Source organism: Citrobacter rodentium NBRC 105723 = DSM 16636 (assembly GCF_021278985.1).
GTDB classification, from domain to species: domain Bacteria; phylum Pseudomonadota; class Gammaproteobacteria; order Enterobacterales; family Enterobacteriaceae; genus Citrobacter_A; species Citrobacter_A rodentium.
On sequence record NZ_CP082833.1, the window covers coordinates 3,787,921 to 3,802,922 of the forward strand.

Annotated in this window: 13 protein-coding genes and 1 pseudogene; 9 read left to right on the forward strand and 5 right to left on the reverse strand. The window is 54.8% G+C overall.

The window, feature by feature from the left end:
• Positions 1-20: 20 nt before the first annotated feature.
• The 7 genes and pseudogenes from K7R23_RS17980 to K7R23_RS18010 all read left to right on the forward strand — a co-directional run bounded on the left by K7R23_RS17980 (position 21) and on the right by K7R23_RS18010 (position 7,930).
• Positions 21-1,073 carry a D-guloside 3-dehydrogenase gene (locus K7R23_RS17980; protein WP_012905940.1) on the forward strand — a complete coding sequence of 351 codons (1,053 nt, stop codon included), beginning with the start codon at positions 21-23 and terminating at the stop codon, positions 1,071-1,073.
• Between the two features lie 19 nt (positions 1,074-1,092).
• Positions 1,093-1,881: a 3-dehydro-D-guloside 4-epimerase gene (locus K7R23_RS17985; protein ID WP_012905939.1), complete on the forward strand. Its 789-nt coding sequence runs from the start codon at positions 1,093-1,095 to the stop codon at positions 1,879-1,881.
• 21 nt (positions 1,882-1,902) lie between these two features.
• Entirely contained in the window at positions 1,903-2,946 is a 1,044-nt protein-coding gene (locus tag K7R23_RS17990) for a D-glucoside 3-dehydrogenase (protein ID WP_012905938.1), read from the forward strand.
• On the forward strand, positions 2,943-5,204 hold the full coding sequence (locus K7R23_RS17995) for a glycoside hydrolase family 65 protein (protein ID WP_012905937.1): 2,262 nt from the start codon (positions 2,943-2,945) through the stop codon (positions 5,202-5,204). Before K7R23_RS17990 ends, K7R23_RS17995 begins: the two co-directional genes overlap by 4 nt.
• A complete protein-coding gene (gene pgmB / locus K7R23_RS18000) occupies positions 5,201-5,863 on the forward strand; it encodes a beta-phosphoglucomutase (protein ID WP_012905936.1) in 663 nt (220 codons plus the stop codon). The genes K7R23_RS17995 and pgmB overlap by 4 nt, the downstream gene beginning before the upstream one ends.
• A 10-nt stretch (positions 5,864-5,873) precedes the next feature.
• Positions 5,874-6,953, forward strand: a pseudogene (locus tag K7R23_RS18005) (ABC transporter ATP-binding protein).
• Between the two features lie 71 nt (positions 6,954-7,024).
• Positions 7,025-7,930 carry an OmpG family monomeric porin gene (locus K7R23_RS18010; RefSeq protein WP_012905935.1) on the forward strand — a complete coding sequence of 302 codons (906 nt, stop codon included), beginning with the start codon at positions 7,025-7,027 and terminating at the stop codon, positions 7,928-7,930.
• Between the two features lie 119 nt (positions 7,931-8,049).
• On the opposite strand, the gene K7R23_RS18015 is transcribed toward K7R23_RS18010, so the two are convergent.
• The 4 genes from K7R23_RS18015 to K7R23_RS18030 all read right to left on the reverse strand — a co-directional run bounded on the left by K7R23_RS18015 (position 8,050) and on the right by K7R23_RS18030 (position 10,287).
• Entirely contained in the window at positions 8,050-9,057 is a 1,008-nt protein-coding gene (locus K7R23_RS18015; protein ID WP_012905934.1) for a LacI family DNA-binding transcriptional regulator, read from the reverse strand.
• A 107-nt stretch (positions 9,058-9,164) separates the two neighbouring features.
• Positions 9,165-9,410, reverse strand: coding sequence for a DUF1272 domain-containing protein (locus tag K7R23_RS18020; protein WP_012905933.1), 246 nt, complete (start codon positions 9,408-9,410; stop codon positions 9,165-9,167).
• Positions 9,411-9,498: 88 nt separating this feature from the next.
• On the reverse strand, positions 9,499-9,843 hold the full coding sequence (locus tag K7R23_RS18025; RefSeq protein ID WP_012905932.1) for a DUF1294 domain-containing protein: 345 nt from the start codon (positions 9,841-9,843) through the stop codon (positions 9,499-9,501).
• Positions 9,844-9,915: 72 nt separating this feature from the next.
• On the reverse strand, positions 9,916-10,287 hold the full coding sequence (locus K7R23_RS18030; protein ID WP_012905931.1) for a hypothetical protein: 372 nt from the start codon (positions 10,285-10,287) through the stop codon (positions 9,916-9,918).
• A 131-nt stretch (positions 10,288-10,418) separates the two neighbouring features.
• Here K7R23_RS18030 and K7R23_RS18035 point away from each other — a divergent pair, with 131 nt between their 5' ends.
• Positions 10,419-10,592, forward strand: coding sequence for a hypothetical protein (locus K7R23_RS18035; protein WP_012905930.1), 174 nt, complete (start codon positions 10,419-10,421; stop codon positions 10,590-10,592).
• Between the two features lie 86 nt (positions 10,593-10,678).
• Here the strand turns inward: K7R23_RS18035 and K7R23_RS18040 are convergent, their stop codons facing one another.
• Entirely contained in the window at positions 10,679-13,516 is a 2,838-nt protein-coding gene (locus tag K7R23_RS18040) for an autotransporter outer membrane beta-barrel domain-containing protein (RefSeq protein WP_012905929.1), read from the reverse strand.
• A gap of 814 nt (positions 13,517-14,330) precedes the next feature.
• On the opposite strand from K7R23_RS18040, the gene K7R23_RS18045 reads away from it, so the two are divergent.
• A complete protein-coding gene (locus K7R23_RS18045; RefSeq protein ID WP_012905928.1) occupies positions 14,331-14,882 on the forward strand; it encodes an isochorismatase family protein in 552 nt (183 codons plus the stop codon).
• Positions 14,883-15,002: the final 120 nt, after the last annotated feature.

Here is a 15,002-nt window from a genome sequence, read left to right on the forward strand (position 1 = left end):
AGTTTAACAAGGAGTTGTAAATGAAAAAGTTAGTCGCAACGGCGCCGCGGGTCGCGGCGTTGGTGGAGTATGAAGATCGCGCCATTGAGGCCCATGAAGTGCGCATACGCGTGCGCTTCGGTGCGCCGAAACACGGCACAGAGGTGGTCGATTTCCGTGCCGCCAGCCCGTTTATTGATGAAGATTTTAACGCCGAGTGGCAGATGTTTATGCCGCGCCCGGCGGGCGCGCCGCGCGGCATTGAGTTCGGTAAGTTCCAGCTGGGCAATATGATTGTCGGCGACATTATCGAATGCGGCGGCAGCGTCACCGATTATGCGGTCGGCGACAGCGTCTGCGGCTACGGCCCGCTGTCCGAGACGGTGATCGTTAATGCCGTTAATAACTATAAGCTGCGCAAAATGCCAGCGGGCAGTTCCTGGAAAAACGCCGTCTGCTACGACCCGGCGCAGTTCGCGATGAGCGGCGTGCGCGACGCCAACGTGCGCGTCGGCGATTTTGTGGTGATTGTCGGTCTTGGCGCCATTGGTCAGATTGCGGTACAGCTGGCGAAAAAAGCGGGCGCGTCGGTGGTGATTGGCGTGGATCCGATCGCCCATCGTTGCGATATCGCCCGTCGCCACGGCGCTGATTTCTGCCTTAACCCCATCGGGACGGACGTTGGATTTGAGATCAAGAAACTGACCGGCAAGCAGGGCGCCGACGTCATCATCGAAACCAGCGGCCATACCGATGCGCTACAGTCCGCGCTGCGCGGTCTGGCCTATGGCGGCACCCTTTCCTATGTTGCCTTTGCGAAGCCGTTTGCCGAAGGGTTTAACCTTGGTCGCGAAGCGCACTTCAACAACGCCAGAATCGTCTTTTCACGCGCCTGCAGCGAACCCAATCCGGACTATCCGCGCTGGAGCCGTAAACGTATCGAAGAAACCTGCTGGGAGCTTCTGATGAACGGTTATCTGAACTGTGAAGATCTCATCGACCCGGTAGTCACCTTCGCCGACAGCCCGGAAAGCTATATGCAGTATGTCGACAGGCATCCGGAAAAGAGCATCAAAATGGGCGTCACGTTCTAATTGTAAAGGAAGACAACAGATGAAAATCGGCACACAGAATCAGGCATTTTTTCCGCAAAATATTCTGGAAAAATTTCGCTATATCAAAGCGATGGGTTTCGATGGTTTTGAGATAGACGGCAAGCTGCTGGTCGACAATCTCGACGAAGTCAAAGCCGCTATCCAGGAAACCGGACTGCCGGTCACTACCGCCTGCGGCGGCTACGACGGCTGGATCGGCGATTTTATCGAAGAGCGCCGCCTGAACGGCTTAAAGCAGATTGAACGCATTCTGGAGGCGCTGGCCGAGGTGGGCGGGCAGGGGATTGTCGTTCCGGCCGCGTGGGGAATGTTCACCTTCCGCCTGCCGCCGATGACCTCGCCGCGCAGCCTGGAAGGCGACCGCAAAGCGGTCAGCGATTCGCTGCGCTATCTCGATAATGTCGCGGAGCGCACCGGCACGGTGGTGTATCTGGAGCCGCTCAACCGCTATCAGGATCATATGATCAACACCCTGGCGGATGCGCGTCGTTACATTGTGGAAAACGACCTGAAGCATGTGCGGATTATTGGCGACTTCTATCACATGAATATTGAAGAAGACGACATGGCGCAGGCGCTGCATGACAACCGCGATCTGCTGGGACATGTGCATATTGCCGACAACCACCGCTATCAGCCGGGCACCGGCAGCCTGAACTTTAAGACGCTATTCGATCAGCTGCGCGCGGATAACTATCAGGGCTATGTGGTGTATGAAGGACGCGTCCGGGCGGAAAACCTGCCGGAAGCCTACCGTCAGTCTTTGGCCTGGCTGCGCGCCTGCTAAGAGGTTTCCGTGAGACGTATAATGACAAAGGCCCCGCTGCGTGTGGCCATTATCGGCGCGGGACAGGTGGCGGATAAGGTTCATGCTTCGTACTACTGCACCCGCGAGGATCTGCGGCTGGTGGCTGTCTGCGACAGCTGCCTGACTCAGGCCCAGGGGCTGGCGGATAAATATGGACATGCACAGGTCTGGGACGATCCGCAACGGATGCTGGAAAGCGTTAAGCCGGATATCGTCAGCATCTGTTCGCCAAACCGTTTTCACTATGAGCACACAATGATGGCGCTTCAGGCGGGATGTCACGTGATGTGTGAAAAACCGCCCGCCATGACCCCGGAGCAGGCGCTGGAGATGTGCAACACCGCGCGGCGGGTGGGGAAGGTGCTGGCCTATGACTTCCACCATCGTTTCGCGCTGGATACCCAGCTGTTACGTGAACAGGTGACGGAGGGCGTTCTCGGAGAGATTTACGTGACCAATGCCAGGGCGCTGCGCCGCTGCGGGATACCCGGCTGGGGCGTTTTTACTAATAAAGCGCTCCAGGGCGGCGGGCCGCTGATCGATATAGGCGTGCATATGCTGGATGCGGCGATGTACGTGCTGGGATTTCCGCTGGTGAAGAGGGTGACCGCCCACAGCTTCCAGAAGATTGGCACCCGGAAAAACAGCGGTCAGTTTGGCTCATGGGATCCCAGGAGCTATACCGTGGAAGATTCGCTGTTCGGCACCATTGAATTTCATAACGGCAGCATTCTGCGTCTCGAAACCGCTTTTGCGCTGAATATTCCCGAACAATCCATTATGAACGTCAATTTTTGCGGCGACAAAGCCGGCGCCACGCTGTTTCCGGCGCAGGTCTATACCGACAAGCACGGCAGGCTGGAGGTCCTTTTGCAGCACGATCGCGCGGACGATAAGCGCCATTATCGCAGCATGGAGGCTTTCGTCGATCACGTTCAGGGGGAACCGGTCGCCATTGCCGACGCCGAACAGGGCTTTATTATCCAGCAACTGGTTGCCGCGCTGTATCAATCCGCCGAAACAGGAAGCTGTGTTGAACTATGAGTGAGCCAGTGAAGTTATCCGATCCGGGCTTTTGCCCGCACAGCCTGAACAAATACGCCTCGTTACTGGCGACAGGCAACGGTTATCTGGGCTGCCGCGCCAGTCATGAAGAAGCTTACGCCCGGCAGACGCGCGGCATGTATCTTGCCGGGCTGTATCACCGGGCCGGTAAAGAAGAGATCAATGAGCTGGTGAACCTGCCGGATGTGATTGGCACAGACATTGAGCTGAACGGGGAGATGTTTACTCTGCTCAGCGGCGTCGTCGAAAGCTGGCGGCGTGAGCTGGATTTCAACAGCGGTGAACTGAAGCGCACGCTGGTGTGGCGCGCGCCGGGCGGCGCCCGTTTCGCCATCGAAAGCCGTCGTTTCGCGTCGGTGACGCAACTGCCGCTGCTGGCGATGACGCTGTCGATCACCCCGCTGGACGCAGAGGCGACCATTTCGCTTTCAACCGGCATCGACGCCACGCTAACCAACCATGGCCGTCAGCATCTGGATGAAACGCAGGTGCGCGTTTTTGGTCAGCACCTGCTGCAAGGGATCTACACCACCCAGGACGGACGCAGCGATATCGCCATTTCAACCTGGTGTCGCGTACAGGGCGAAGTCACGCCCTGTTTTACCGCCAAAGAGCGGCGCCTGATGCAGCACAGCACCGCTCAGGTACAGCAGGGCCAGCGTCTGACGCTGGAAAAACTGAGCTGGATCGAATGGACATGCGGCAGAGAGACGTCGCTGGAAACCTGGGCCAGGCAGGGACAGCGCGAGCTGGAACGCTGCGCGACGCAGGGGTACGACGCATTACTGGCGCAATCTGCGGCCAACTGGCGCGACTGGTGGCAGCGTTGCCGGGTGGCGGTCGACAGCAGTGATGATGCCGATCAGCGCGCGCTGGATTTTGCCCTCTATCATCTGCGTATCATGACGCCTGCGCACGATGAGCGCAGCAGCATTGGCGCGAAGGGCATGACCGGCGAAGGCTACAAAGGGCACGTTTTCTGGGATACCGAAGTCTTTTTGCTGCCGTTCCACTTGTTTACCGAACCGTCCATCGCCCGCAGTTTGTTACGCTATCGCTGGCACAATCTGCCGGCTGCGCGTGAAAAAGCGCGGCGCAATGGCTGGCACGGCGCGCTGTTTCCCTGGGAGAGCGCCCGCAGCGGGGAAGAAGAGACTCCGGAGTTTGCGGCGATCAACATTCGCACCGGGCTGCGTCAGAAAGTGGCTTCCGCGCAGGCTGAGCATCATCTGGTCGCCGATATCGCCTGGGCGGTGGTCGCTTACTGGCAGGCGACGAAGGATGAACAGTTTATGGCCCGCGAAGGGCTGGCCCTGTTGCTGGAGACGGCGCGTTTCTGGATCAGCCGCGCTACCGAAGTGAACGGGCGGCTGGAAATTCATGATGTGATTGGACCGGATGAATACACCGAGCATGTCAATAACAACGCCTTCACTAACTCAATGGCGCATTACAACGTCGCGCAGGCGCTGGATTTTGCCCGTCGTTTTGGCTGTACAGACGAGGCGTTTTTCCACCGCGCGGCGCATTTTCTTGCACACCTCTGGCTACCGCAGGCCGATGAGGAAGGCGTTGTGCCGCAGGATGATACCTTCCTCACTAAACCCGTCATCGATCTCAGCGCCTATAAGGCGAAGGCGGGTAAGCAGACGATTCTGCTCGACTACTCACGGGCAGAGGTCAACGAGATGCAGATCCTTAAACAGGCCGACGTGGTGATGCTGACCTATATGCTGCCGGAGCGTTTTTCAGCCGCGGAATGTCTGGCGAATCTGCGGTTTTATGAACCGCGCACTATTCATGATTCCTCACTGAGTAAATCGATTCACGGCATCGTCGCGGCGCGCTGCGGCGACGCCGGGCAGGGCTATCGCTTCTGGCGGGAAGGGACGCTAATCGATCTCGGCGACGACCCGCACAGCAGCGACGACGGCATTCACGCAGCGGCGACGGGCGCTATCTGGCTGGGGGCGATCCAGGGATTCGGCGGATTAAGCGTGCGGGAGGGGATTCTGCATCTGAATCCTGCGCTACCGGAAGCATGGCGACAGCTGACCTTTCCGCTGCGCTGGCAGGGCAGCGAAATGCAAATTTCATTGAGCCATCAGCAGGTGCGTATTGCCAGCTCCCGGCCGGTCACACTCTGCCTGAACGGCACAATGCAGACCGTCTGCGGCGAGGGTAACTTTATTTTGTCTGTTAATGGGACCGCTACCACATGCAGGGAGGGTGAATGAAACTGCAGGCTATTGTCTTTGACCTTGACGGCGTCATTACCGACACCGCGCATCTGCATTTTCTTGCCTGGCGACAGATTGCCGCAGAAGTGGGGATTGAGATTGATGAAGCGTTCAATCACAGCCTGAAGGGGATCAGTCGCGGTGAATCGCTGGCGCGCATTTTGCGCCACGGCGGCAAAGAGGCGGCGTTCAGCGAGCAGGAGCGCGACGCGCTGGCCGCGCGCAAGAATGCGCTGTACGTCAATTCGCTGCGCGATTTAACCGCGGATTCGGTGCTGCCGGGCATCCGGGAATTGCTGTGTGATTTGCGCGCGAACCGCATTGCGACTGGCCTGGCGTCCGTCTCGCTGAATGCCCCGGCCATTTTACAGGCGCTGGAGCTTGAGCGCTTTTTTGATTACTGCGCCGATGCCGGGCAGGTCGCGCGATCCAAACCGGACCCGGCGATTTTTCTCGCCGCCTGTCAGGGGCTGGGCGTACCGCCGCAGGCCTGTATCGGCATAGAGGACGCGCAGGCGGGGATTGAGGCGATCAACGCCAGCGGTATGCGTTCGGTGGGCATCGGAACGGGCTTAACGGGGGCGGATTTACTGCTTCCGGCAACGGAATTTCTGACGTGGCCGTGCTTATCGGCTTTCTGGCAACACGACAAGTAAAGGGATCACTATGGCACAGCTCTCGTTGCAACATATTCAGAAAATTTACGACAACCATGTTCACGTGGTGAAGGACTTTAATCTTGAGATAGCTGACAAGGAGTTCATTGTTTTTGTTGGTCCGTCGGGCTGCGGTAAATCGACCACGCTGCGCATGATTGCCGGGCTGGAAGAGATCAGCGGCGGGGATCTGCTGATCGACGGTAAACGGGTGAACGACGTTCCGGCGAAGTCGCGCAATATTGCGATGGTCTTTCAGAACTATGCGCTTTACCCGCATATGACGGTTTACGACAACATGGCCTTCGGCCTGAAAATGCAGAAAATTGACGCCGCGATTATTGATGAGCGCGTTAACTGGGCGGCGCAGATCCTCGGTTTACGTGACTATCTGAAGCGTAAGCCCGGCGCGCTCTCCGGCGGACAGCGTCAGCGCGTGGCGTTAGGACGCGCCATCGTCCGGGAAGCCGGGGTGTTTTTGATGGATGAACCCCTGTCGAATCTCGACGCCAAACTGCGCGTACAGATGCGGGCGGAAATCAGCAAGCTGCACCAGAAGCTGAACACCACCATGATTTACGTCACGCACGATCAAACCGAAGCGATGACCATGGCGACGCGAATCGTCATTATGAAAGATGGCATCGTGCAGCAGGTTGGCGCGCCGAAGCAGGTTTATAACCATCCGGCAAATATGTTCGTCGCCGGATTTATTGGCTCTCCGGCCATGAATTTTATTCGCGGCGCGATCGTCGGCAATTAGTTCGTGACGGAAACCCTGAAATTAACCATTCCGCAGGACAAATTACAGGCTTTAAATGCGCAGGGATACGAGCATAAAGCCGTCATTATGGGCATCCGCCCGGAAGACATACATCCTGAATCACAACAAGAGAATAGCGTGGCGGCAAAAATAAGCGTCGCGGAGCTGACCGGCGCGGAATTTATGCTGTACACCACCATCGGGGGGCACGAGCTGGTGGTCCGTGCCGGTGCGGTTAATGATTATTACGCAGGAGATAATATCACCATTCATTTTGATATGGCGAAATGCCATTTCTTTGATGCCGAAAGCGAAGACTCGATTTAATAAAAAACGGGGAACCTGTTTCCCCGGGCTTTAGCACATTTTATTTACTGGTACTTTAACAAGGAATAACAATGAAAACCTTATTGTCCTCTACTGCGCTGCTGATGTGCGCGGGAATGGCCTGCGCGCAGGCTGCTGAAAATAATGACTGGCATTTTAACGTTGGCGCGATGTACGAAATAGAAAACGTGGAGGGTCAGGGCGAAGATATGGACGGGCTGGCAGAGCCTTCCATTTATTTCAACGCCGCCAACGGACCGTGGAAAATCTCGCTGACGTATTATCAGGAAGGGCCGGTGGATTATAGCGCGGGCACCCGTGGCAGCTGGTTTGACCGTCCGGAGCTGGAAGTGCGCTACCAGTTCCTTGAAAGCGACGCGGTGAGCATTGGTCTGACCGGCGGTTTTCGTAATTATGGCTATCACTACGTTAATGAGCCTGGTAAAGACACCGCGAATATGCAGCGCTGGAAAGTACAGCCGGACTGGGATATTAAAATCAGCGACGATGTCCGCTTCGGCGGCTGGCTGTCGATGTATCAGTTCGTCAATGACCTGTCGACCACCGGCTATGCGGACAGCCGCGTCGAGACCGAGACGGGCTTTACGTGGAGTATTAACGACACCTTCTCCGTGGTGACCAATTATTACCTCGAACGCGGTTTTAACCTTGATTCATCGCGTAATAACGGCGAGTTCTCGACGCAGGAAATTCGCGCCTATTTGCCCATTGCGCTGGGCAATACCACGCTGACGCCTTATACCCGCATCGGCCTGGATCGCTGGAGCAACTGGGACTGGCAGGATGATATCGCGCGCGAAGGTCATGATTTTAACCGTCTGGGAATGCTCTACGCCTATGACTTCCAGAATGGCTTATCTATGACTCTGGAATACGCCTTCGAATGGCAGGATCACGATGAAGGCGACAGCGATAAATTCCATTATGCGGGCGTCGGCGTGAATTACGCCTTTTAACGGTGGCGGGGCATAATAGTGCCCCGTTATTTCCATTATACTGCGCGCCAGATAAGCGAAGTGCTGTAGGCCTGATAAGCGAAGCGCCATCAGGCATTAAATTGACTGGACAAGACACATTAAATTGACCCGGCAAAACTCATCTGCGTACTGACGATGATATTTTCCAGCTCTTTTTTTCCGCGTATTAACTGAAATAACAGATCGCAGCTTTTTTCGCCCAGCTCCTGCGTCGGCACATCAATGCCGCCTGGCGGCGGTGTCAGAATAAACGACAGCATCTCATTACTGTAGCCCACCACGGCAAGCTGTTGCGGAATCGCAATATTCAGCTCCGCCGCCGCGCGATATAGGCTCATCAGCTTCAGACTGTCCGTAGCAAAGACGGCATCCGGCAATGTGCGCTCGCTCAGTAATGCTCTTGCCGCGGACAGCGCGCTTTCATGGGTATAGCCGCCGTCGATAATCCATTTGTCGCGAATAGTCAGCTGATGTGCGCTGAGGCTGGTTTTATAGCCATTCACCCGATCGACGGAAACGTGATAATCCAGCGGCGCGTGCAGGCAGGCAATATGCCGGTGACCGCTGTCAATTAAGGCATCAGTAAGCGCAATGCTGTCGCGGTAATTATCGGTATCGACGGAATAAACGTGATCATACTGACCTTCCACTTTGCCGATAACCACCACCGGAATATCATAGTTATCCAGCCGGGCAAAAAAGGATTCATCCGCAGGGGAGCTGAGCATAATAATGCCCTTAATCATCTTCTGCTTAATTTTGCTTTCACACTTCTGTAAATCGTCCTCACTGCTGCGCGACGTTTGCAGGATCACGTCGAAACCTTCTTCTTCCGCTTTGGCGGTAATGGCGTGCAGCACTTCAGAGAAGAAGGGGTTTCCGGCGGTAGTTTTGGTGGAACGGGTGGAGATAACCATAATGGCGTCGAAGCCGGAGGAGGTCAGGGCGCGCGCCAGTTTGTTGGGCTGATACTGTAATTCGTCGATGGCGCGCAGCACTTTCTCACGCGCTTCGGGTGAAATATTGGTTTGCTTATTCAGCACCCGCGAAACCGTCGACTTCGACACGCCCGCCACGCGAGCGATATCATAAATAGTGGGGGACATAATCCAGGAACTCCTTCAGAGAGTTAATGGCACCCATCTTATGGAGTTAGGCTGGCGTTGACAACAGAACACATTGAATAATCAACAACCTGACCAAAAAGCGAAGGCTAAGCGTTAACGTTTGTCTGTAGTTTATGGCGACGCACCGTCGATGCCGGATATCTTTGCAGGGCGGCTTTGGGGCGTACCGGACGCCGCACCAGCTCACCGCCGCAGTTCGGGCAATGGCCGTTAAGGGTTTGCGTTACGCAATCAATGCAAAAAGTACATTCGAACGAGCAGATCCAGGCCTCTGTTGATTCTGGCGGCAGATCGCGAGCGCAGCATTCGCAATCAGGGCGAAGTTCCAGCATGGTGTTCTCCTGTGATTAAGGGAAAAAATCATTGAAAGTATAGAATACTCGGCCTGCGCCGGAAGATTCATTCGCGCGTAAATGCCGTTCAGAAAAGGGGCCAGGGGCAGTACAGATAAATCGCCGTCATTGCCAGGAGGTTCAGCAGCACGCTGGCGAAAAAGTACCTTCTGAAGGGCTGCTTTTGCGTTTTATGGCGAAAGAGTTGCTGACCTGCAATCGCGCCGGGCCACCCGCCCAGAAGCCCGAACGTCAGTAACGTGGACTCCGGCACTCTGCGCCAGGCTTTACGCGCGGCCAGTTTGTCGACGCCGTAAATTACCAGCGTCAGGAGGCTGGCGAGCAGGAGCCATATAACAAAGGGATGCGGTGTAAAAACGCTGCCGGGCGCTGCGCAGGCCAGCAGTAAATAGCAAAACCGGTTGAGATTCATAAAATGAGCCGTATATAAAAACGCCGCTATTGTACGAAAGAGCGCCAGACGGCGCTCATAAATAATTCATCGCTACGCGATAATGTTTTGCGGCGCGGCAAAAAGCTGCCGATCGGCTTTGGCTTCGAGAAGCGCCAGCGCGGGGATCAGCTGGCTGATGTTCATCAGGCTGTGACCCAACTGGCATACGCTCTCAGGGGCAAAACGTTCGCGCCTGTCACACACCATTGTGACCAGACTTTCGCCGATAAAATTCAGCGTATGGTAAAGCCCGGCCAGCGTTTCTTCGCAGCCAAAAGAGATCGCCAGATTTTCTTCGGCGGTGAGCAGACTGCAGTCAAGATGGCGGAAGGCGTCGGCCAGCGGAAAGTGAAGCAGATTGGCTTCCGGTGGAAGAGAAAAAGACGCAGAGCAGGCGTTAGTGGTACTATTAGCATCAGCCATAGCATTACCTCGTATAATGTTGTGGTGAGAAACCCGGTATGTGTTCGCGCACTGCCGGGTTTCGTTGTTTCTGTATGACAATTGACTTACACTTGTCTTACGATTATCAATGTAATGCAGGTGTCTGACACATGTCAACGGTAGAATTCAAAAAGAAAGGAAATAAACAAATTGCGTTACGTGTCGAGCCAGAACTGGAAGCAGGCATCCAAAAAGCATTGTCTATGGATGGTGACGCATCAGTATCCGCATGGATTAAACGGATAATCAGAAAAGAGCTGAAGCAGAAGGGGATTGAAGTCTAGGCGCCTGGTTGCCTGACCCTGTATTAAAAAACCCGGCAATCGCCTACCGGGTTAGAACAGGAGGGGAGAGTCAGCGCTTCACGCCATCAGAAGCTGAAGCGATATCCGGCATTTACCTGACGCTGGTTAAACGTCTCCCCCGATGTACTGTCGACCTCCAGGTACAGCGTGTGAGCATTGTTAAACTGCGCGCTGACGCCCAGCCCGTTGTTCCAGCCGTTGCCCCTGAAGCTGTGACTCTCCCGCGAGCCATTGAGGGTGAACGATGTGTCGCCTGCAAATTCCCGGATGGCGCCCGTTTTCAGGTAGACGTTCACCCGACTGTTGCCCGTCTCCTTCTCATACCCTAGCAGAAGGCTGGCCCGTCCCAGAAGGGATTCGTAGCTGCCCAGATCAGTGTCAAGCCCGTTGCTGGCCCGCATTCCGGTGGAGTTCTGGTGGTTCCAGGTGAACTGCAGCTGAGGCTCGGCGTAAAAACCGGCTGTTGTCACCGGCAGGGCAAACCGCTGTCCCGCTTCCAGCGAGACGCTGACGCCTGACGAGTTGCCATTGCCGGACACCCGGTTATTCTGGCTGTCGCGGACCGTAAAACTGTTTTTCTGCCGGCTGCCTTTGAGCACCAGATCGCTGTAGAAGCCATTTGCCGCAATCCAGCTGGCATACAGCCCCGCATAGTCTGAGCGTACGGAGCCATCACCGCCCCGGTAATCAGGTGAGGCGCGGGTGGTACCTAAAAACAGACCGACTGACAGCGGCAGGTCTTCAGACACGCGTTTATCCGCGCCGATCTGGAACCCGCTGTAGTTCATGCTGAACCCGTCCAGACTGCCACCGGCAAAGCTGTCCGCCTTACCGCCGTAGCCTCTGATCCACATATCACCCTGGCCGCCCTGCTGGCGCAGATCGCCCATCCGCTGCATCAGAGTGCTGGTTTCCACATAGCTGAGCACATAGCCCACGTTGAGATAGTTTCCACCGGCATCCGCTGCACTGGTCAGCTGCGGCCTGCCATGCGCGGGGGCAGGGACCGGCGTTGGTGCTGGTTCTGGTATCGACGCTGGCTCCGGAGTCGGTACAGGATCGGGAGCCTGTGCGGAAGAATAGAGTTCCCAGTCCGTTCCGTTCTGCCGCACGCGGTACAGGTATCCACCCAGTTCAATATCAGAAGCCGCGGTAAATGATGCGCCGCCATCAGCGGTTTCGACCACGGTGAGCACCTCATTGCCGGTCGTGGCCATACTCCCCTGGTTTTTGAAGGTCAGCAGATGGCTTCCCGCACTGCTGCCGGTCACCCTGAGTAAATCGCCGCCATTGTTAACGCCGTTACCGTCTCCGACCAGGTCTGTACGCATCACGAACGACCCGTTGCCGCTCAGGCTGGCGACGGTGAGCGTACTGAAAACATCGGGATCGCTGGCCATGCTGGCGAAGTCCACCGTCGAGCCGGTCAGGGAGAGGTTATCCAGATTTGAACTGCCGGAGATATTCCAGACGCTGTCATTCAGTGAGATATTCAGGTAGCCGCCGTTGACGTTATCGCTTAAGGCTTTCCCGGTCCATAACGAACCGGGGGCCATAGCGATATCGATTTCCCCTCCACGGGCATATACGCTGCCGGCAATCAGCATTTTTCCTGTCGCACTGATGCTGCCCGGGGCATAGCCTTCATAATGCGCGGAGTAAAAGGCTATCTCGTCCGCTGAGGCCATCGAGACAGAGAGATCGCCTGTCAGGTCGATATGGCCTCTGGTCATGACATACAGACCCACCGTACCCGCAGCGCCGGTCACGCTCAGATTTTCCCCGCTGATGGTCCCGCCATTCATCGCCCATAATCCCAGCGCTAGGTTACCACCGCGATCAACCGTGATGTCCGTGTCAGAGAGTGTGATGGAAGATTCCGGCGTCTGGGCCGAAGCAGCGGAGCCGCCAGAAAAGAGCGTATTGCGTGCGCTGTCTGAACCTCTGAAAATTATTGTGGCGTCTGAATCGGATGCGACCAGTGCGTTTCCTGTCGCTGAACTGATATGACTGTCTGCGCCCACCGTTGCGCTGCCGCTCCGCACTTCGATGCCGTTAGCGTTGTCTCCCTGCACATCAATCGTCAGACCGTCAGCGCTGAACTGCCCTAAGTTCCAGATCCCCATGGCGTATTTGCCTGCTGCGGTGATGACGCTGCCCGTGCCGATATCGACCACGGCATCCTTCTGAATGTTTATCCCGTAAGCGCCGTACCCTTCAGCCTTTATGGAAAGTTCAGTGGCGGTCAGTTGTGCCGCTCCCAAGGCGGCGTTACCGTTGAGGCCCGCGACGAAAATGCCGGTGCTGTTAATGCCGTTGGTGCTGATAACACTCCCGCTCCCAAGGTCAGCGCGGCTACCATAATCACTGATATTCAGTCCCTTGTTGTTGTTGTCGCCGGTCACCTCTACCGTCAGTTGGTCAGCCGTCAGGGCAGAGCCATTTTCGACAATAACGCCTTCTGCCGAACCGTCTGAAGCCGATGCAGTAATAACGCTTCCTGCGCCAAGATCGGCCTGAATGGTGTCTGAGGAGAGCCAGAGCCCTTTGGCGTTCTTGCCACTGACGTTTATTGTCAGCCGATCGGCGGTCAGAACACTGTCTGCTCCCTGAACCATAACGCCTCTGGCGCTATTGTCAGGATCGTCCGCGGTGACGGTGACCCCGCTGCCGAGCCTGACGGTAGCCTGCTGGCCCGCATCGGTCTTTACGCCAAAAAAGCCGTAATCAGCGGTATCGGCAATGATGTGGTCTCCGTCGCTGACTTCAATCAGAACACCGGTCTGGCTGCCAATTGTTGCTGCCTGCGCATAGCCGGGATAGACGGCAAGACCAAGACAGCAGATACCCAGGCCAAATACACGCTGTGTTTCGCTGAACTTTCTGAATGCAGTAATTTTCATAGACGATCCTTTTCAGTAATGCTCCATATAAGCCGATTGACGGCGTAGGGCTACCCTGGAGATTCGGGGACCGGATCTCCATCAGAGTCGATAACAGGCGGGGTGATTGAGCTAAATAGCTGGAATTAACGTCAGTGGCATATGTCTTCCTTTTCCTGTGCGCGGAGATTTCAGCTTTTCACTGCTGATTCCATTCCTGATAAATATTATATTCGCTAAATAAATATTAACAACAGATCTGTTGTGTTGGCAAGAGTTGTTAATCCTTTGATTTTTATTGTGTTATTTTTTTCACTCCATGGGGGGATAATCCGTAGAAATATCTTATTCCGGACAGGTTTATTTCTGAAGATTGAGAAATGTGTGATCAACCGAACTATTTCTGTTAGCTGACAGTTGGAGCAGGAAGATATGTTATAAATGGGGAGTGAATATTTCTACAGTTAATCATGCAGTGGAATGTCGCAGCATCAGGCAATTAATACTGAAAAGAATGCTTATAATAGATTTAAATGTCAGAATTAATACTTTAAGCAAGAGGGTTTCTGGTGTGCACTAGCCCATTATCGCGGCTGAGAGTTCTTTCACCTGAATATCATCTCTTACGCCTTAATTTCTGCCATAACGTTCATGTTTTGTACGGTATACAGGGCAGTATCTGGAGGAGGGCTTGAACACTATCAGTCTTTCGGGCAGGCTGCTTTACGTGGATTACGTGCAGAAACAGGTTGGATAAGAACGACAGAGCAATTAACAATGAGATAAATTCCCGGCGGGAATTATTTTTTATACTTTATAGTCTTCAGGAGAGCTAATGGCTACTGCATTACTGGTTGTTGATATGCAAAATTATGTGACCGACAGGATGAATCAGGGGGTGGAAACGTTCCCTCTTAACGCGACAGATAACATGCGTGACATTCTGGAAATCTTCAGAAACAGCATGCGCCCGGTGATACACATACGGCATCACTCCACTGAGGAAGGATCGTTATTGCACCACAGTTCCCCCTTTTCTCAGCCTGTAACAGGATTTGAAGAAAAACACGGCGAGCCTGTATTTGTAAAAAATACCTCATCTGCATTCAGCTCAACCGGATTATTAACGTATTTAAAAAAACATCAGATCTCAACGTGTATTGTTATTGGCGCCGTTGCCGGATTTTGCGTCACGTCGACGGTCAGAGCCGGAGCTGACGCAGGTCTTAACATGACGGTGATTCAGGATGCTGTTATTAGTTTTGCACTTAACGGCGGCGAACCAGGGGCAAAAACCATCCTGGACATTACGCTCGCGCTTCTGGCCGCTGATTTTGCTTCCGTAATAACAACAGAAGAGTTAAGGGAACGGCTATCAGGAAAATAAAAACAACCCCGGGTGAAAGCGCCACCTTTATAACCATTTGAGAATAATTGTATCCGCGCCTGGCTAAAGGCATGTTGAACGGGGCCAGATTTCAGTTCAAGCCTGATTCGGATCCCCCAG